This window comes from Streptomyces europaeiscabiei, assembly GCF_036346855.1.
Taxonomy (GTDB): Bacteria; Actinomycetota; Actinomycetes; order Streptomycetales; family Streptomycetaceae; genus Streptomyces; species Streptomyces europaeiscabiei.
Window position 1 is genome coordinate 9,022,178 of sequence record NZ_CP107841.1, and the last position, 19,141, is coordinate 9,041,318.

Consider the following 19,141-nt stretch of genomic DNA (forward strand, 5'->3'; position numbering starts at 1 on the left):
GGTGAACGTTCGCCGACCCGTGCGGACGGGCGGGGCCGGGTGTGGTGCTCATTCCCGGTCCCGCCAAGGTTCGCAGGTCAGTGCCTCGTAGATCAGGGCGCGGAGTTCCTCGTCCTGGAGGACCGCCCGGTAGTCGGCACGCGGCGAGAGGCGGTGGTCCTGGTCCCGGAGGAGGCGCAGGGCCGCTTCGATGGCGGGGGTGAGTGTGCGGAAGCGGATGAGTGTGCGCAGTGCTTCGCCGAACGGGCCGTACCACTGGCCACCGGCCGCGAACGCCAGGATCTCCTCCTCCAGGGTCGGCAGCGCCAACCCGGGGTCGCCTGTGATCGACCACAGGGCGATCGCCGCCTCCGTCCTGATCCAGCCCTCGGGGGCGGTCAGGGCGTGGCGCACCCGGTCCGTGTACGGCGCGGCCACGGCGCCGAAGGCGGTGAGGTGGCCGACCATGCCGCTGCGGGGCTCCTCGCCTTCGGCCGACAGGGTTTCGCCGACGGCCCGCAGCGCCTGTGCAGGGTCGTCGGCGCCGCCGATACGCCAGAGGGCCCAGTACAGCCACGGGTGATTGTTCGGAGGTTCGAGGGACATGCGCTCGCGCAGGACGGGCGCGGCGGAGGCGGCGGCAGGGCCCATGGCCACCAGGGCCTCGATGGCGGCGAACCCGCGGAAGGGGTGGCTCACGTAGGCCGTGACCTCCGGCAGGGCGGGCAGCGCGTCCGTCTCCCAGGCCTTGACGATCGCCAGGAGGTCGGTCGTCAGGACGCCGGGTGCGCCAGGGTCGTTCAGGTTGCGGCGGAGTTCCTCACATATCGACGGCAGCAGGGCCGCCGCGTGGGCGCGGAGCGGGCCCAGGACTTCCGCGATCTCGGGGCGACGGGGTTCGCCACTGCCGTAGCTCCCGCCGTCGAGTTCGTGGAACGGTGCGCAGAGCCGGTCGACGAGGCCGGGCAGAGCCCGTGGGTCGTGCATCCGGGTCAGTGCCCAGCAGGCGTGGTCGCTGACGGTGGCGTCGTTGAACTCCTCCTCGCCCGAGTCGTCCAGCAGACCGGCCAGTTGATCGGCGTACGCGGCGGCCCGGCGGCCCAGTATGCCGAGGAGGTGGGCCGCCCTGATGCGTACGGAGGGGTCCGGGTGGGGCAGCGCAGCGCCCGCGAGCGGCAGTACCGCGGGTTCCACGGACCGGCGGGAGATCAGCAGCAGGACGCAGCGGTCCAGCACGGTCCGCAGCAGATCGGCGTCCCCGGCGGGGTCCGCCGCCGAGGACAGCCGGGTCAGGAACCCCAACTCCTGGGCGGGTGTGTCGTCGAACAGATCGGCTGTCCAGTACGCGACGGTCTCGCGGTCGAAGGGGTGCTCACTGTCCCGTTCGTACCAGACGGTCCCCCAACGAGACCGTGCGGCGGGGTCGGTGAGCGCCTCCACCAGCGGATCCAGCTCGCGGACCGGCACTTCGGTGTCCAGGCCCGCGTAGGCCTTCACGGCCGCGACCCGCAGGACGGGGTCGGGGTCCTTCAGCGACGCGTCCAGGACGGCACGGATCTCGGTGACCGTCGTGGTTTCGGCGCCGGGGGCCGCCGCGAGCCGGCCCAGCGCGAACAGCACCGGCAGCCGGACCGACAGGTCCCGCTCGGTCCGCCACCGCTCCAGGAGCCGACCGGGTCCGTCCGCCAGCGGGACGGCCTCGCGGCGTACCGCCGGATCGGGGTCGGCGAGCAGGGGCTGCACAGCCTGGTGGGCCTGGCGCCAGGCCTCGGCCCAGCCCGGGGCGACCGACTCGGGCGAAGCCGTCTCCGGCACCTCGGACAGGAACGCGAGCAGTTCCACGAGGGTCGCGCGGGCGCCCGTCCGGGGATCGGCGGCGAGCGCGACGACGAACGGCAGGGCGGCCGTGGCGACCGACGAGATACCGGGCCCCGACGCCCGAAGGCTGTCGAACAGCGCCCAGCAGTCGTCCTCGGTCGACTCCGGCCCCTTGCGGTACAGCCGGCGCAGAGCCCGGCGCACCTCCTTGGGCGGGACATCCGGATCGATCGACTCCAGCCGGTCCCAGGGCACCGCGTCCAGTGTCTGCTCCGACAGCTCCGCCACCTGTACACCCCGTTCGTCGATCGGTCCGTCGAAGAGACGGCCTTCCGGGCCGGGAGGTTGCCCCCGCTCACGGGCCGGTCACCGCCAGGCCACCCGCGCGTCGACGGAGTCGGACGCCCCGGACACCTGGTCCGAGCCGTTCAACGTCCTTACATCCGGGCTCTCGCAACCGGTCACACGCGTGTCAGTCAACGTCGGAAGAACTAGGGCGGCGGACCGCACGTCCCCAGGTCCGCCCCTGACGCCGCCGAGCCGGCCCGTGACCAGGAGATGCCATGACCGCCTCCACCCTCGACAGCCTGCCCCAGTCGACGGCCCCCATCCGCTACACCGTCACCCTGGCCCGCAGCGAGGAGGACGTCCGTGCCGCTCAGCGGCTGCGGCACGACGTGTTCGCCGGGGAGATGGGCGCCCTGCCGGCCGGCTCGCAGCCGGGGCTCGACGTCGACCCGTTCGACGCGTACTGCGACCACCTGCTCGTCCGGGAGACGCTGACCGGACAGGTCGTCGGGACCTACCGGCTGCTGCCGCCCGAGCGGGCCGCCGTCGCCGGACGGCTGTACTCCGAGGGCGAGTTCGACCTCACCCGCATCGACGCCATCCGGCCCGGCCTCGTCGAGGTCGGCCGCTCCTGTGTCCACCCCGACCACCGGGACGGCGCGGTCATCGGCCTCATCTGGGCGGGCATCGCCCGCTACATGCTCGACCGGGGTCACGAGTGGCTGGCCGGCTGCTGCTCCATCCCGCTCGCCGACGGCGGGGCTCTCGCCGCGGCTGCCTGGGACCGGGTGCGGGACAAGCACCTTGCGCCGCAGGAGTACCGGGTACGGCCGCTGCTGCCCTGGATCCCGAAGGGCGAGGCCCCGGTCGGCCGTACGGAACTGCCCCCGCTGCTGCGCGGCTATCTGCGGCTCGGCGCATGGGTGTGCGGCGAGCCCGCGTACGACCCGGACTTCGGCGTCGCGGACCTGTACGTGCTGCTGTCGATGCGCCGGGTCGACGCCCGCTACCTGCGGCACTTCCTCTCGCTCGTCCCGGCGGCGTGACCCGATGAGCGTGTGGCTGCCCAGCGCGCCCTGCAGCCCGCGGGCGTGCGTGGCGGCGACCGTGCCGGTCGTCGCCGTGCCGCGCGCCGTCGCGCGGTTCGTGGCGGTCGTGGCCCTGGTCGTCGTCGGGGTCATGGTGAGCCTCGTCGGCCTGCGGCTGCCGGCCGGCGTGGTGCGGCGGTGGAGCCGGTGGGTCGTGCGGGCCTCGGGGGTCCGGGTACGGATCTCCGGCGTCGCCCCGCCCACCGGCGGACTGCTGCTCGTCGCCAACCACGTCTCCTGGCTGGACATACCGCTGCTCGGCGCGGTCCGTCCCGCGCGGATGCTCGCCAAGTCGGACATTCGCGGGTGGCCGGTGACAGGCGCTCTCATCGCGCGGAGCGGGGTGCTGTTCATCGAGCGGGACCGCATCCGCGCGCTGCCGGAGACGGTCGCCCGCATCGTCGACGCCCTGCGCGGTGGTGCGGCCGTCGTCGCCTTCCCCGAGGGGAGCACCTGGTGCGGCCGCGCGCAGGGCCGCTTCCGGCGGGCCGTGTTCCAGGCCGCGCTCGACGCCGACGTGCCCGTGCAGCCGGTGCGCGTCCGCTACCGTTCCACCGCGGGCGGGGCGAGCACCACGCCCGCCTACGTCGGGGACGACCCGCTGCTCGCGTCGGTGTGGCGGGTGGTGTCGGCGCACGGCGTCGTCGCGGAGGTGGAGGTACGGCCCGTCATCGCCCCGGCCGGCCACCTCGACCGGCGGGCCCTGGCACAGGCCGCGCAGACGGCGGTGATCGACGTGGCCGCCATGGTCGAGCACATGCCGGATGCGCGCGGCGGTTGCCGGGGCGGACGGCCGAGCTCCGCGGCCGGGTTCCCACCGAGGCCCGCGACGGAGATCGGCACCGGCCCTCGACCGGGGATCGGATGAGGCCCGCGACGGGTACCTTCCTCGGCTTGCGGGTGGTGCGAGCCGAGGGCCGCGGCGGGGATCTGTTTCAGCCTGTGGTTGAGGACGAGCCGAGGGCTGCGGCGGGGATCTGTCTCAGCCTGTGGTTGAGGACGAGCCGAGGGCTGCGGCGGGGATCTGTCTCAGCCTGTGGTTGAGGACGAGCCGAGGGCTGTGACGGGGATCTGCCTCAGCCTGTGGTTGAGGACGAGCCGAGGGCCGCGGCGGGGATCTGCCTCAGCCTGTGGTTGAGGACGAGCCGAGGGCTGTGACGGGGATCTGCCTCAGCCTGTGGCTGAGGACGAGCCGAGGGCCGCGAGAAGACCGGCTTCAGTCTGCGAACAGGGGATCAGGTGAGGCCCGCGAGCCGGGACAGCCTTCGGTAGGAGTCCAGCAGGGCCTCGCGGTCGTACGTGCTCGTCGTGACCAGGACCTCCTGGGCACCCGTCTCCGTGATCACCGACTCCAGTTCCTGCGCGACCTGCTCCTCGGTGCCGTACACGTGCCCGGTCAGGCCGGATTCGTAGAAGCCCCGCTCCTTGGCCGTCATCGTGCGCCGCTCGACCTCCTCCGCCGGGGCGAGCGGCGGGAACGTGCCGTGGGTGCGGGAGTACGCCATGGCCCAGGCCTCCGGGAGGAGGAGGCGGCGGGCGTGCTCCGGTGTGTCTGCGACGGCGATCGTGCCGGAGACGACGACGTACGGCTCCGCCGCCCAGGCGGACGGGCGGAACCCGGCGCGGTAGCGGTCGATGCCCTGCCGCATCCTGTCGCGGTTGCGGAGGTCGCCGATCACCATCGGCAGGCCCGCCCGCGCGGCGATCTCGGCGCCCTCGCCCATCGCGAGCACGAACGGGGGTACGACCAGGCCCTCCGGGGGACGCGCGTGCACCCCGGTCGGGGAGGTGCCGCCGAACCAGCCGAGCAGTTCGTCGAGCTGTCCCGCGAAGTCGGCGGTGTCGGCGGCATCCTTGTCCCGGCCCAGCGCCCTGCGCACACCGTCCGTGAAGCCGACGGAACGGCCGAGCCCCATGTCGATCCGCCCCGGGAACAGCGACTCCAGCACGCCGAACTGCTCGGCCACCACCAGCGGGCGGTGGTTGGGCAGCATCACACCGCCGGTGCCCACCCGGATGGTGTGCGTGGCCGCGGCGACGGCTGCCGCCAGCACGGTGGGGGCGGAGCCGGCGACCCCCGGTACGCCGTGGTGCTCCGACACCCAGAAGCGGTGGAAGCCGAGCTCTTCCGTTTCGCGCGCCAGTTCCACGGTGTCCCGCAGGGCCTCGGGGGCGGGGTGGCCCTCGCGGGTGCGGGAGCGGTCGAGGACGGAGAAGCGGGTGGAGGAGAGGGCCGGGGTCATATGGGGTTCAACGCTCTGGGGGTGGGGGGATTCCCGGACGTCGCGGGCTGCGCGTGCGTGGGGCTTCTCGCGCAGTTCCCCGCGCCCCTGAAGTGCAAGGGGCTGCGCCCCTTGCACTTCCCTCTCCGCGTCGGCGCTGCTTTTCGGCGCGAGAGGGCCGTAGGCCCTCAAGGGGCGCGGGGAACTGCGCGAGAAGCCCCACCGGCCCGCAGATGACCACGCACCGCCCACCCACCAAAGCGAACCGCGCCCGGAAGGAATCCGGGCGCGGTTCGGTTCAGGTGTCGCTAGAGCTCGGTGTTACTTGCGGCCGATGGTGATGCCCTTCGTCTTCGCGGCCGTGTTGTTCTCGTAGACGACCGTGCCGGTGGACTTCTTCCAGATCTTGATCTTGAAGGTGTCCGGGCCGTCGGTGGCCGTGACGCGGAAGAGGTAGCCGCCCTTGCCGTTGACCGTGCCGTAGCCCTGGTAGACGGCCTTGGAACCGGTGACCACGAGCCAGTCGGAGCTGGTTGAGCGGAACTTCAGCTTGGCCCCGGCGAAGTCGAGCGAGACCTTCCCGGACGGCGTGGTGTCGCTCTTGCCGTACTTGGCGGTGAAGGAGAAGTCCGCCGTGCCGGTCAGCTTCGGGCCTGCCGGGAACGCCCCGGCGGGTGAGGTGAAGCTGCCGTCACCGGTCGCGGAACCGGCGCTCCGGTCGAAGACGACCAGCTCGGGGATCGTGCTGCTCGCCGTGGCGCCGTCGTCGTCGGTGACGGTGATCACCGGGGCGAAGATGCCGGCCGTGCGGTAGGTGTGCTCGGCCTTGCAACTGCCGGTCGTGACCTTGCCGGCCGTCGGCTTGCCGCCGTCCTTCCAGTCGATCTCGCAGGTGTGCCCGTCGCCGGTGCCCGGGTCGGTGAACTTGACCCTGACCCTGGTGACCTTGCCCGTTTCCGAGGTCTTCCGGCTGGTCACCGAGGTGATCTCCGGGGCCGCGTTGGTGACGGTGACGGTGGCAGTGTCGGTGCTGCGGCCGCCGGTGAGGGTGACCTCGTAGCTGCCGTTGTCGGTGCAGGTGATCGTGGTCTTCGCGGACTTGGCGTCGGCGAAGGTACAGAGTGCGCCCTTCTCGGCCGTCCACTGGGCGGTGCCCGCGCCGGAGACCGTGCCGTTCAGCTGGATCTTGGCGCCTTCCTTGCCGGAGACGTCCGCGCCGGCCCGGGCGATGGTGACCGGGTCGATGCTCTCCAGGGTGGGGACGACCTTCTTCATCAGGCCGTCGGCGTCGAACTCCAGCTTGTCGATGGTGGTTTCGCGGTGGGTGCCGTCTCCGCCGGGGATGGCGAAGCGGTGGTAGGCGATGTACCAGTCGTCGGTGCCCGGGACATGGACCACCGAGTGGTGGCCGGGGCCCTTGATGCCGAGCGAGAGGTCCTTCTCCAGGATCACGCCCCGCTTGGTCCAGGGACCGGTGGGCGAGGAGCCGGTGGCGTAGGCGACCCGGTAGTTCTCGTCACGTGTGTCGTTCTCCGACCACATGAAGTAGTAGGTGCCCTTGCGCTTGATGACGAAGGTGCCCTCGTTGTAGCCGCTCGGCGTGATGTCGGTGACCTTCGAGGAGTCGAAGGAGACCATGTCGTCGTTGAGCGGGACGACGTAGGCGCGGCCGTTGCCCCAGTAGAGGTACGACGTGCCGTCGTCGTCGGTGAAGACCGCCGGGTCGATCATCTGGCCCGCGCGGTCACCGACCTTCAGCAGCGGCTTGCCCAGGGCGTCCTTGAACGGGCCGGTGGGCGAGTCGGAGACCGCGACACCGATGTTCGCGTCGGCGCAGAAGTAGAAGTAGTACTTGCCGTTCTTCTCCTCCATCGCCGGCGCCCAGGCCCTGCTGTCCGCCCAGGAGACGTCCGGACCGAGGTCCAGGATGACGCCGTGGTCCTTCCAGTTGACCAGGTCCTTGGAGGAGTACGCCTTGAACTTCGTACCGCTCCAGCCCTCGAAGCCGTCGGTGGTCGGGTAGATGTAGAAGGTGTCACCGAAGCGGACGATGTTCGGGTCCGCGTTGAGGCCGGGCAGGACCGGGCTCTTCAGCTCCCGGGCCGACACCGTCCAGGTGCGCTTCTTGCCGTCCGAACCGGTCACCTCGTACTTCACCGGCTTGCTGAAGTTCTGCACGCTGCCGGAGGCGGGGCTGATCGTCGCGCCGTGGGCGAGGGTGAACTCCGGTGCCAGCTTGGTGAGATCGGTGCCCGGCTTCATCGGCAGGGTGACGCGGCTGTCGGCGTCGTCGATGATCGCGTCGGTCTTCTGCGCCGGGTGGGTCACCTTGGCGATGCCCGTGGTGTTGCCGCTGATCTCCAGGACCTCGGCGGCCGTCAGGGCCCGGTTGTAGATCCGGAAGTCGTCGACCTCACCGCCGAAGTACGGGTCGGGGGAGTACATGGACCGGCCGATGTAGCCGCTGTAGTCCTTGTTCGCGTCGTACAGCTCGGACGGCTTGACGATCACGTCGGTGGCGCGGGACACCTCGATGCCGTCCACGTAGAGGACCGCCGTCTTGGAGCCGCTGTCGATGGTGACGGTGACGTGCTGCCACTCGCCGACGGTGAGCCGGGCGCCCGACAGCTTCTTCTCCGCGCCCCAACTCGCCGCCGTGATGGCCGAGTAGAGGGACGAGGAACCGTTCGAGGGGCTGGCGAACAGGTACTTGTTGCTGTCCGGGCCGAGGCCGAACAGCCACTGCCAGTTGTCGCCGCCCTTCCACTTCGCGTACGTGGAGACGGTGACGCTGTCGGCGTTCTTCAGCACGCCGCCCGGGATCTTGACGTACGGCGAGCTGGAGCCGCTGTTGCCGCCGGACATCTTGAACGAGCCGCCGTCGACGCCGGTCCCGAAGTCGGGCGTACGGACGTAGGTGCCGTGGTAGCCGTGACCGCTGGAGTCACGCGTGATGTTGCCGCCGGTCTCGTCGAAGCCGTAGTGCAGGAGCAGGTCGGCCGGGACGTCCGGGCCCTCGGCGGAGACCGTGACCTCGGCGCTGACCTCGATCGCCGCGTCGCCCGGCAGGTCGCCCTTCACCGTGAAGGTGCCGGCCTGCGCGTACTTCGAGGCGTCCACGTCCTCCCAGGTGACCGCGACGGGCCGCTTGGCGCCGTCGGCGAACTCCGCGATGACGGTGGCCGGCAGGACCGGGGCGTCACCGATGCGCGTCTTGACCTTGACGTCCTCGACGCTCGTGACGATCCCGTCGGGCTGGTAGGTCTTCAGCAGCCGGTCGTACTCGTCCTGGGTGACCGGGAGCACGGTGCCGTGCCGGGGCTTGGACGGCAGGTCGTAGCCGGTGGACGGGGTCCAGACGCCGGAGTCCAGGTCCTTCGTCTCGAAGGGGATGTAGCCGCGGCCGCCGAACTCGTCGAGGAACGCGTACCACTTGTCCTCGGTGTTCGACTTGAACACCAGCGGTCCCTCGGCGGCGTTCATCGCGCCCTTGCCGATGCCCTCGGCGACGGAGGTCCAGGAGAGGTTGCGCAGCGAGTCGCTCTTCTCCTCGAAGATGAACTTGCTGTTGGGCGTGGAGGAGGAGTTGTTCCGCTCGTCCTTGGAGAGGCGGTAGTACTCGCCGTCGTGCTGGATGACCGTGGAGTCGATGACCGAGTAGCCGCGGTCGACCCAGACCTTGGGCTCGCTGAAGGTGTAGAAGTCACGGGTCGTCGCGTACATCATGCGGTTGTAGGTGTCGCCGGAGTGGGCCTCGTTGTCGTACAGCTTCGACGCCCAGAACACGACGTACTCGCCGAGCTGCTCGTCGTAGTACGCCTCGGGGGCCCAGGTGTTGCCGGCCGAGTCGGGGGAGACCTTGACCAGGCGCTGGTTGGTCCAGTTCACCAGGTCGGTGGACTCCCAGACCATGATGGACTTGCTGCCGGTGCGCTGGGAGGCGTCCCAGTCGCCGTTGCCGTAGATCTTGAGGTCGGTGGCGATCTGGTAGAACTTGTCGCCCTCGGGGGAGCGGATGATGAACGGGTCGCGCAGACCCTTCTCACCGAGCGTGGACGTCAGGACGGGCTTGCCGTCGTTCAGCTCCCGCCACTTCAGCGGGTCGTTGCCCTTGCTGAGCGCCGCGTACAGCTGCTCGCCGTCCGAGGTGCCCTCGCCGGTGAAGTAGCTGAACATGTAGCCCTTGAGGGCTTCCTTCTTGGGCAGTTCCGGCACCTTCGCGGTGAAGGCGCGGGTCTTCTTCGCGTCGCCCTTGGTGACGGTCGCGGTCAGCTCGGCGGTCGTGGCGCCGTCGCCGTGCGCGGGACGCTTCACCACGCCCTCCGCGGAGACGACGTCCGTGTTCGCTGAGGACCAGGAGACCTTCGTGCCGAAGGTGCCGGTGGTCGGGAGCGAGAGGTTGCCGCGGGCGTCGTCGAGGTTGTGCACGGTCAGTGCCTCGGCGGCCTGCTCGACGGCGGTCGTGTCGTCGAAGGTGGGCAGGACCGTGACCTCGAAGGTCTTGGTGGCGCTCACCGAACCCTTCTTCAGGGTCGCCGTCAGTGTGGCGTGGCCGTCCGGCTCACCGGCGGCGGGGCGGGTCACCGCGCCGGAGTCCGAGACCACGCCCGTGTTGTCGCTCTTCCAGCTGATCGAAGAGCCCCCGGCCGTGCCGGTCTTCGGCAGGTCCAGGTCGGCGGTCACGGCGCTGGTGTCGCCCAGGGTGAGGGCCGCCTTGTCGGCGGCGAGGCCCTCCTCGGCGATGGGGAGCGAGAGCTGCTCGACCTCGGAGCCGGCGAGGGCGCGGTTGTAGACCCGGAAGTCACGGATCTTGCCCTTGAAGAGCTTGTCGCTGGTGTAGACCGACTTGCCCACGTAGTTGGCGGTCGTGGTGCCCGAGCCGATGGAGCCCGGGGTGGTGGTGACCGACGTGTTGCGGCCGACCTCCACGCCGTCCTCGTACAGCACGGCCGTGTTGCCGGTCTGGGTGTAGGTGAGCTGCTTCCACACCGAGCGGCTCAGGTTGTGCGAGTCGGAGGGCCGGGTGTTCTGCTCGGTCGACCAGTTGCCCGAAGCGATGGCCGTGCGCAGCGAGTTGCCGGTGGCGAAGAGGTAGCCGTTGCCCGCGCCGCTGGTGGTGTTGCCGAAGCCGTAGATGAAGTACGGGCCCACCTGCGACTCGTCCATCAGCACGTCCATGGACACGCTGATCGAGTTCATGCCCTTCATGACGTCGTTCGGCACCTTGATGTAGGTGTCCGAACCGTTGAAGCCGAGGCCCTGGCCGTTGCCCGTCCAGCCGGCGGTGCCGTTCACCGTGCCGTCACGGCCGTTGCCGGAGGCGTCGACGGCCGTGGTGCCGGAGGTGGCGTCGAGCTTGTACCAGAGGGCCAGACCGTCGGTGAGGTCGGCGTCGTCCGCGGCGGCCGGGGCGACGGGCCCGGCGAGGCCCAGAAGAAGTGACGCGGCGGTCAGTCCGGCGAGCGGACCCGCCCAGCGTCTCGCGCGGCCGCGCAGACGTTCGATGTACGTCATATCGAGTTATCCCTGCTGAGAGCACGGCTGATGAAGGGGTGGCGAAGGCAAGGGAAAAGCAAGGAGAGAGAGGGGGTCGAGAAGGGGCGGGAACCCTCGCCCCGGGCGTCCCGCTGTTTCGACCATGTGACATCGTGTTGCGAGAGTGTCAATCGGCGTGTGGTGAGGCGTCAAGAGGTTTCGAACAACGTCCGACAGGTCGAACATGAGAAGCCCCGTTCTCTGTGGAGAACGGGGCCTTTGCGTGCTGTGTCTACTTGACGGGGCGTACCAGCTCCCAGGTGTCGACCGCGAAGTCCAGCTTCATGTCGTGCCGTTCGTAGAGGGCGAGGGCGCCGGTGCCGTTGTCGGTGTCGACGCCGAGGCCGATGCGGTCGCGGCCCAGCGCCGCGTAGTGACCGAAGGTGTGGCGGAGCAGCAGGCTGCCGAGGCCCCGGCCGCGGGCCTCGGGCAGGACACCGATGCCGGCGATCCAGGCCATGCCGGAACGGTCGTTGCGCGACCGCAGGGCCGCGACGTCACCGAGACCGTCGAGGTGCGCGATCCAGATCAGCGACCAGTCGACGTGCTCGGCGTCGATGTCGTCCAGCCACTGCTCGTACGTACGCGGCTGGAAGTCGAAGTGGTCGGCGAAGGCCGTCTGCAGCAGGGCGTGGGCCCGCCTGCGGTCCGGCTCGGCGGCACAGGTGCGCAGGGTGACGCCGGGCGGGGGCGTCGGCAGCGGCTCGGCGGGGGACAGCGGGCGGGCCATGACGTGGTAGCGGCGGACCGCGCGCCAGCCGCGCCCGCGCAACGCGTCCAGGTCCGTCGTGGGCGCGATGTTGAGGTGCATGTGCACCACGGCCCGGTCCGCCCCGTTGGCCGCCGCGCGCTCCGCCGCTCGGGCCTCCATGAGGTCGTACAGGTGCAGTGCGCCGAGCGGTTGGTCCGGCAGCGTGTAGTGGTCCATGTCGACGCGCTCACCGCCGGACTCGTCCCACAGCAGCCCGTAGGCCACCAGCCGGTCCCCGTCGAACAGCAGCCAGGAGTCACGCTGGAGGTCCGCCTCCGGATGCCTCAGATCGGCCTGGACCTCGCCCAGTTCGGTCTCGGCGCGGCCGATCTCCAGCACGTCGATCTCGTTGAGCAGCGCGCACACCGCCTCCGCGTCGTCGAGCGTCGCCGGGCGCACGGTCAGGCCGGGCGGCAGAGGGGTGGTGTGCGTCGTGGTCATGGGGCCACTGTCGGGGGGCGGAGGTGGGGGCCGCAACGGGATTTCGGGAGCATGGGTGCGGTGGGCCGGGGTCTCGGGGGTGACCTCCACCGGGGCGGGCCGGGGCGGGGAAGTGCTCGCCGGCGCTGACGGGGTGCCGCTGCGCCCACCCGTGCCGCCCCAGCGGCACGATTGCCCGCAGCCGTGCGGGCGGCGGAGCTGCGCCGTCGTGGGACCGCGGAGGGGCGCAGCCCTCTCGGGGCGCGGGGAACCTGGGGCGCGGGGAACCGCGCGATCGCCACGTACTGCCGCAGTCGCCGGACCACCCGACCCCTGAGTCGGAAGGCGCCCCTTACGCCGCCACAGGCAACCCCGGTGTCCGGAAGACCCGCCGCTCCGCGTCGACCGCGAAGACCTCGCAGCCCTCCCGGGACGCGGCCCACTCGATGCCCTCCGTGCCCATCGCGAAGGCCGCCGTCGCCGTCGCGTCGGCCTCGGTGAGGGACGGGGCCACGACCGTGAGGCTCAACAGGCCCGTCGCAGGGCGGCCCGTGCGGCCGTCGAGGATGTGGTCGCCGCGCTCGTAGCGGGCGGAGGTGGCGACCGCCCCGTCCGTGAGGGACAGGACCGTGCACAGGCGGTCGGCCCGCTCGGGGTGCCGTACACCCACCCGCCACGGGCCACCGGTCGCGGCCACGTCCCCACCCGCGTTGAGGCACAGTTTCGGCGCGCCGAGGTCAGTCAGCAGCTCGGCGGCCCGCTGTACGGCCCAGCCCTTCACCATCGCGCAGGGATCGAGCCCACGCCCCGGCAGCCGTACGTCGAACGCGCCTCCCGTCGCCACCCGGTACTCCTCGCAGAGGGCCAGCACCTCGGCCAGGTCCCGGCTGACCACGTCCGGTGCCAGCTCACCCCGGTCCAGCCGCGACACCTCGCTGTCGGCGCGGAACGGGCTGAATCTGGCGTCGACCTCGCGCAGCCAGGCGAACGCCGGCTCCGTGGCCTCGGCGGTCAACGCCCCGTTCCCGCCGTCGTTCTCGCCGTCCTCGACGAGCAGCGAGATCGGGAACCCCATGATGTGTTCGACGCGGCGCACCGGATCAGGCCTTCGTGTCGATCGCGGCCTGGAGGGACTCCCGGTAGCCGTCGCTGGTGATGGTGGCGCCGGAGACGGTGTCGATGTCGGCGCTCTGCGCCTCCAGCGTTTCCTTGATCAGCACCGGGACGGCTGCCTCGGTCTGCGGGTGGTTCGGCTGCTTCAGCATCTCCACGGCGGTGATCTTCTCGCCCTCGAAGGTCACCTGGACCTGGACGTCACCCTTGGAGGTGCCGACCGTCGAGCCCGCGACCGTCCGGTTCGCGCTCTCCTGCGACGCCGACGAGTCCTCCGAGTCGCCCGAAGCGGAGGACGAGGAGGATTCGCCGGCCGAGGAGGACGCCGACTTCTCGTTCTCGTCGATCGCGGCCTGGAGCGACTCCCGGTAGCCGTCGCTGGTGAGCGTGGCGCCCGAGACCGTGTCGATGTCGGCGCTCTGCGCTTCGAGGGTCTCCTCGATCAGCACCGGCACCGCCGCCTCGGTCTGCGGATGGTCCGGCTGCTGGAGCATCTTGACGGCGGTGATCTTCTCGCCCTGGAAGGTCGCCCGGACCTGGACGGGGCCCTTCTCGGTGTCGATCGTCGTGCCCGTGACGACGTTGGAACCGGCCGAGGCGGACGCGGAGGCCGACGGCGTCGACTCGGCGGTCGTCGTCGTGGACGTCGTGTCGGTGGAGGGGGCGTAACGCCAGACGGGGACCAGCGCGGCGGCGCTCAGGACCAGGGCGGGTATGACTCGTTTCACAGTGCTTTCCTCGTGTCCCGGTGTCCCTCAGCCGGCCAGGCTGAAGCGTTCGAAGTGGATCTGCGGCTTGGGCACGTCCAGCTCGCGCAGGCTGCTCAGGACCGCGTTCATCATCGGCGGCGGCCCGCACAGGAACACGTCCCGGTCGGTGATGTCCGGCACCATGCGCTGCAGTTCGCGCGGCGCCAGCAGGTCGGGGCTTACGGGGCCGGAGACCAGGTGCAGCTCGGCGCCCTTGTCGAAGGCGAGCTGCTGGAGCTCGTTGTAGAGGACGGCGTCCTGCTTCGCGGCCACCCGGTAGATGACCACGGCGTGCCCCTCGATCTCCTCCAGCAGGGCCCGGATGGGGGTGACGCCGACGCCGCCGGCGATGAGCACGGACTCCGGCCGGGTGCGGTGCATCGCGGTGAAGGCGCCGTAGGGGCCCTCGGCGAAGACGCGGGTGCCGACCTTGACGTGCCGCAGGGCGGCGGAGCCCTCGCCGGCTGCCTTCGCGGTCAGCCGCAGCTGCGTGCCGTCGGGCGCGGCCGACAGGGAGAACGGGTTGGCCTGCCACCAGCGGTCCCGGGTCAGGAAGCGCCACAGGAAGAACTGGCCGGCCTGCGCGGGCATCCGGTCCAGATCACGGCCGGCCATATAGATCGAGACGACGTTGTCGGCCTCGGGAACGACGGCGGTGACACGGAGCTGGTGACGCCAGTTGCGCCACAGCGGCAGGACCAGCCGGCCCGTGAACACCGAGGCCAGGGCCACGCCCCACAGCACGTACCAGTACGCCGTCGCGGTCTCCGACGAGGCGAACGACGTCCCCGCCGCGACCTGGTGGGTGAAGGCCAGCACCACCGCGACGTAGGTGTACAGGTGGATGAAGTGCCAGGTCTCGTAGGCCAGCCTGCGCCGGGCGAAGCGGGCCGAGACCACGCCGATCATGATGATGATGCCGAGCGCGACGATCGAGCGCAGCACGCCCTCGACGGTCTCGGCGAGATCGATCAGCTGGTTCACCGGGTCCATGTCGGAGGACTGGGCGTAGCCGAAGGTGATGAACACGGCGTGTGCGACCAGCAGCCACAGCACGGAGAAGCCGGTCCAGCGGTGCCAGGAGGTCAGCCGGTCCATGCCGATGCGCCGGTCGAACCACGGCAGCCGGGCCACCAGCAGCAGTTGGAAGGCCATCAGCAGCGCGCCGTACAGGCCGGTCAGGCGGCCCAGCACGATGAGGGCGTTCGAGGCGAAGCCGGCTTGCACGAAGAAGAAGGTCACCACGGCCACGTTCGCCGCCAGCACCGCGTACAGACCGGTGCGGGCGACCACTTTGGGGCGCGCTCCCGAGCGGCTGACCGCCGCGGGGGGTTGTTGGACAGTGGTCACGGGGACGGCTCCTTGATCGGGTGGGGAGTATGAGCTTCGCCGGTGAGTGCTGTCGTTTTCCTGTCGGACAACTTTCAAGTTTTTATCGATCAGCTGCCAACCTGTGAGCGGCTATGGCGCTGCGCGATCGGTAGCGCAGTATGAACACGTGGAAAAAGTGCGACTTCTCGTGGTGGACGACGACCCGCCGATCGCTGACCTGGTGGCGACCGTCGCCCGCTACGAGGGCTGGGACGCGGTGACGGCTCACTCCGGTGAGGAGGCGCTCAGGCAGGCGGCCGCGTTCCGTCCCGACATCGTGGTCCTGGACCTGATGCTGCCGGGCGTGGACGGCTTCGGCGTGCTCGACCGGCTGCGCCAGTCCGGCACCATGGTGCCCGTGGTGTTCCTGACCGCCCGCGACGGCGTCGCCGACCGGGTCGCGGGTCTCACCCGCGGCGGCGACGACTATCTGGTCAAGCCCTTCGCCGTGGAGGAGCTGATGGCCCGGCTGCGCACCGTGCTGCGCCGCAGCGCCGGGCCCGCCTTCCAGCGGTCCGTGCTCCATGTCGCAGACCTGACGATGGACGAGGACACCCGCGAGGTCCGTCGCGGCGACAAGCTCCTCACGCTCACCCCCACCGAGTACGAGGTCCTGCGCTACCTCATGCGCAAGTCCCCGACCGTCCTCACCAAGGCGCAGATCCTCGACCACGTCTGGGAGTACGGCTTCGGCGGCCGCTCCAACGTCGTCGAGCTGGTCGTCAGCCGACTGCGCCGCAAGCTCGACGACACCGGCGAACCCCTCATCCACACCGTGCGGGGCTTCGGCTACGTGCTGCGGCAGGCCACCGAGTGATCGGCCGACTCAAGCAGACCTACCGCGGCATGCGCCTCGGCACCCGGCTGGCCCTCGGCCTCGGCGCCCTGGCGCTCGTCGTGTTCGCCGTCGTGGGCAACGCGCTGACCATGTACATGCGCGACTACCTCTCCGCGCAGCTCAACGAACAGCTGAAGATCGCCCAGATCGCCCAGTCCAAGAGCATCGCGGACTACGGCACGCTCAAGGGCAAGAAGTACTACCGCTGGTACTACGCGGTGTACGACACGTCGGGCGGCGCCCCGGTGCTCCGGAAGCCCGAGGACCCCGCCGACGTGCCCAAGGACATCGACGACTTCACCCTCGTGGCCAAGGCGCTGACCGTCGAGGGCACGGAGGTCACCCGCACCGAGCACCTGAAGGGCCAGGGCCAGTACCGGCTGCGGGCCTGCGAGGTCGAGCCCGGCGTGATCCTGGTCAGCGCCGCGCCCATGGACGACATCGAGGACACGGTCGGCCGGCTGATCACGGTCCAGGTCGTCACCTTCGCCCTCGCCCTCATGGCGCTCGTGGTGTTCGGCCGGGCCATGCTGCGGCGCGGCCTGAAGCCGCTGAGCGACATGGCGCACACCGCCCGCGGCATCACCTCGCACGACCTGACGGACTCGGCACGGCTGCCGGTCCGCCACGACAACCGCGACGGCGGCTTCGAGGTCGAGGAGCTGCGCACCGCCTTCAACACCATGCTGGAGCACATCGACGACGCCCTCGCCGTCCGCACCGAGGCCGAACAGCGGCTGCGCCGCTTCGTCGCCGACGCCTCGCACGAACTGCGCACCCCGCTGATGTCGGTACGCGGCTACGCCGACCTCTTCCAGTACGCCGCCGCCCACAGCCCCGAGGAACGCGACAAGCACCTGGCCCGGCTGCGCGCCGAGGCCGCCCGCATGGGGTACCTGCTGGACGACCTCCTGATGCTCGCCCGCCTCGACGCCGCCGACGTGGAGACCCCGCTGCGACTGGAGGAGGCCGACCTGGTGGAGCTGGCGCTCCAGGCGGCGGACGCCTTCCGCGCGGGCCACCCCGGCCACCCGCTGACCGTGAGGACCGGCTCCGACTCCGTACGGCTGCGCCTGGACCCCCTGCGGCTGAGGCAGGTCCTCGACAACCTCCTCACCAACGCCGCCGTGCACACCCCGCGCGGCACGAAGGTCCGTCTGGAGGTGTCCGTCGAGTCCGGCTCGGCCGAGGTGCGGATCACCGACTCCGGGCCCGGTATCCCGGCCGACGACCAGGAGCGCGTCTTCGACCGTTTCTACCGTGTCGACAAGGCGCGCAGCCGTGACCGGGGCGGCAGCGGCCTCGGCCTCGCCGTCGCCCGCTCCCTGGTCCGTGCCCACGGCGGCACCATCATCCTGACCGGCGAACCGGGCACGACGACGTTCACGGTGCGCCTGCCGTTGGGCGAGAGCGAAGCGCCCGGGGTGTAGGGAGTGGGGTGGCGCGGTGGCCGGGTCGGTCGACCTGCCCCAGTAGGCGGGGGCGGGGGCAGGGGCAGGCGCGCGACGGGTCGTGCCACCGGTCGCCGCAGGAGATCGGCCCCCGCAGGGCACGTCGGGGACACCGCAGTCGTCGGAGCGACCGGTACGACTCCGATCGTGCCCGTGCCGTCGCCGGCGAGCGGCCGACCGCGGCGAGCGGTGCCATGGCCCCGGGCCGGTCCGGTCCCGCCCGGTCGCCTAATCTGATCGGTATGGGCAAGACGGTGCGGCAGGCCGCGCGGGCCACGCTCCAGCTGGTCATCGCCGCCGCGATGGCCTTCGGCATGTACCTCTTCATCACGGTGCTGCTGATCACCGCGATCGCCACGCTCGCCGTGGTGGGCGCCTGGATGCTGCCCGAGACCGTGACGCTGATCCGCCGTATCGCCGGCGCGAAACGCCACCAGGTGGCCGCCTGGACCGGCCGGGCCGTCCCCGAGGCCTACCAGCCCCTGGAGGGCACCCTCCGCGAACGCCTGCGTATCGCCGTCCGTGACCCCGGCACCCGCACCGACGCCCGCTGGATGCTCGCGTACTACGTCTACGGCGCCCTCTTCTTCCTCGCGGTACCCCTGTGGCCGCTGGGCCTGGTCGTCGACGGTGTGTGGTGCGGGGCGCTGCGCCGCGAAGCCCTCGTCCTGCCGCTGATCAGCCGTCTCGCCGACCTCGACGCCCACTGGTCCGAGACCCTGCTCAAACCCTCGCCCAAGGCCCGCCTCGCCGAGCGGGTGGAGGAGCTGACGGCGACCCGCGCCGACGCGATCGCCGCCCACGGTGCCGAACTCCGCCGGATCGAACGCGACCTGCACGACGGCGCCCAGGCCCGCCTGGTCTCGCTGTCCATGCGAATCGGGCTGGCCCAGCGCGCGTACGACCGCGACCCGGAAGCCGCACGCCGGCTGCTGCTCGACGCGCAGGAACAGGCCGAGGCCGCGCTGACCGAACTCCGGCACGTCGTGCGCGGCATCCACCCGCCGATCCTCACCGACCGGGGCCTGGCCGGTGCCGTACGGGCCCTGGCGGCGAGCAGCGGCCTCGAAGTGACCGTGGACGTGCGCGGGTTGGAGGAGGCCGACGGGCCGCGCCCGCCCGCCGCGGTGGAGGCCGCCGCCTACTTCGTCGTCGCCGAGGCCCTGACCAACGCGGCCAAGCACAGCGGCAGCGGCAACGCCGAGGTCCGCCTCGCCCGCACGGCCCGGGGTGTCCGTGTCCTGGTGCGCGACGACGGCCGGGGCGGCGCCGGCCCGGTTGCCCCGTCGAGCCGCCCCGCCGTACCTGCCGACGCCGCCTTTGCGATGGGCGGATCCGGACTCCTCGGCATGCAGCGGCGGGTCGCCGCGCTCGACGGGAGCACGGCTGTGACCAGCCCCGTCGGCGGGCCCACCGTGATCGAGGTGGAGCTGCCCTGCGTATGGTGAGCGAAACGCCGATCACCGGCCGATCCGCGGACATCGCGTACGCGCGGCGGTCGAGGACAGAGGTGGGACT

At 71.1% G+C, this 19,141-nt stretch carries 12 protein-coding genes; 5 read left to right on the top strand and 7 right to left on the bottom strand.

What is annotated here, in order from left to right; genetic code table 11:
• Positions 1-48: 48 nt before the first annotated feature.
• Positions 49-2,085, bottom strand: coding sequence for a hypothetical protein (locus OG858_RS39240; protein WP_328543965.1), 2,037 nt, complete (start codon positions 2,083-2,085; stop codon positions 49-51).
• A gap of 275 nt (positions 2,086-2,360) precedes the next feature.
• On the opposite strand from OG858_RS39240, the gene OG858_RS39245 reads away from it, so the two are divergent.
• Positions 2,361-3,131: a GNAT family N-acetyltransferase gene (locus tag OG858_RS39245; protein ID WP_328543964.1), complete on the top strand. Its 771-nt coding sequence runs from the start codon at positions 2,361-2,363 to the stop codon at positions 3,129-3,131.
• A gap of 4 nt (positions 3,132-3,135) precedes the next feature.
• Positions 3,136-4,041 carry a lysophospholipid acyltransferase family protein gene (locus OG858_RS39250; protein ID WP_328543963.1) on the top strand — a complete coding sequence of 302 codons (906 nt, stop codon included), beginning with the start codon at positions 3,136-3,138 and terminating at the stop codon, positions 4,039-4,041.
• 367 nt (positions 4,042-4,408) lie between these two features.
• On the opposite strand, the gene OG858_RS39255 is transcribed toward OG858_RS39250, so the two are convergent.
• The 6 genes from OG858_RS39255 to OG858_RS39280 form a co-directional block, all read right to left on the bottom strand.
• Positions 4,409-5,416, bottom strand: a complete 1,008-nt coding sequence (locus OG858_RS39255) for an LLM class flavin-dependent oxidoreductase (RefSeq protein WP_328543962.1) — start codon at positions 5,414-5,416, stop codon at positions 4,409-4,411.
• A 300-nt stretch (positions 5,417-5,716) separates the two neighbouring features.
• Positions 5,717-10,909, bottom strand: coding sequence for a family 43 glycosylhydrolase (locus OG858_RS39260; RefSeq protein ID WP_319264230.1), 5,193 nt, complete (start codon positions 10,907-10,909; stop codon positions 5,717-5,719).
• Between the two features lie 253 nt (positions 10,910-11,162).
• Positions 11,163-12,122, bottom strand: a complete 960-nt coding sequence (locus OG858_RS39265; RefSeq protein WP_319065718.1) for a GNAT family N-acetyltransferase — start codon at positions 12,120-12,122, stop codon at positions 11,163-11,165.
• A gap of 331 nt (positions 12,123-12,453) precedes the next feature.
• A complete protein-coding gene (locus OG858_RS39270) occupies positions 12,454-13,197 on the bottom strand; it encodes an FAD:protein FMN transferase (RefSeq protein WP_319320480.1) in 744 nt (247 codons plus the stop codon).
• Positions 13,198-13,201: 4 nt separating this feature from the next.
• Positions 13,202-13,942, bottom strand: coding sequence for an FMN-binding protein (locus tag OG858_RS39275; RefSeq protein ID WP_319065717.1), 741 nt, complete (start codon positions 13,940-13,942; stop codon positions 13,202-13,204).
• Positions 13,943-13,969: 27 nt separating this feature from the next.
• Positions 13,970-15,313, bottom strand: a complete 1,344-nt coding sequence (locus tag OG858_RS39280) for a ferredoxin reductase family protein (protein WP_179201435.1) — start codon at positions 15,311-15,313, stop codon at positions 13,970-13,972.
• Between the two features lie 148 nt (positions 15,314-15,461).
• Here OG858_RS39280 and OG858_RS39285 point away from each other — a divergent pair, with 148 nt between their 5' ends.
• The 3 genes from OG858_RS39285 (at position 15,462) to OG858_RS39295 (ending at position 19,071) form a co-directional block, all read left to right on the top strand.
• Positions 15,462-16,151, top strand: a complete 690-nt coding sequence (locus tag OG858_RS39285; protein ID WP_079024256.1) for a response regulator transcription factor — start codon at positions 15,462-15,464, stop codon at positions 16,149-16,151.
• Positions 16,148-17,602, top strand: coding sequence for a sensor histidine kinase (locus tag OG858_RS39290; RefSeq protein ID WP_328543961.1), 1,455 nt, complete (start codon positions 16,148-16,150; stop codon positions 17,600-17,602). The genes OG858_RS39285 and OG858_RS39290 overlap by 4 nt, the downstream gene beginning before the upstream one ends.
• Positions 17,603-17,865: 263 nt before the next feature.
• Positions 17,866-19,071: a sensor histidine kinase gene (locus tag OG858_RS39295; protein ID WP_328543960.1), complete on the top strand. Its 1,206-nt coding sequence runs from the start codon at positions 17,866-17,868 to the stop codon at positions 19,069-19,071.
• Positions 19,072-19,141: the final 70 nt, after the last annotated feature.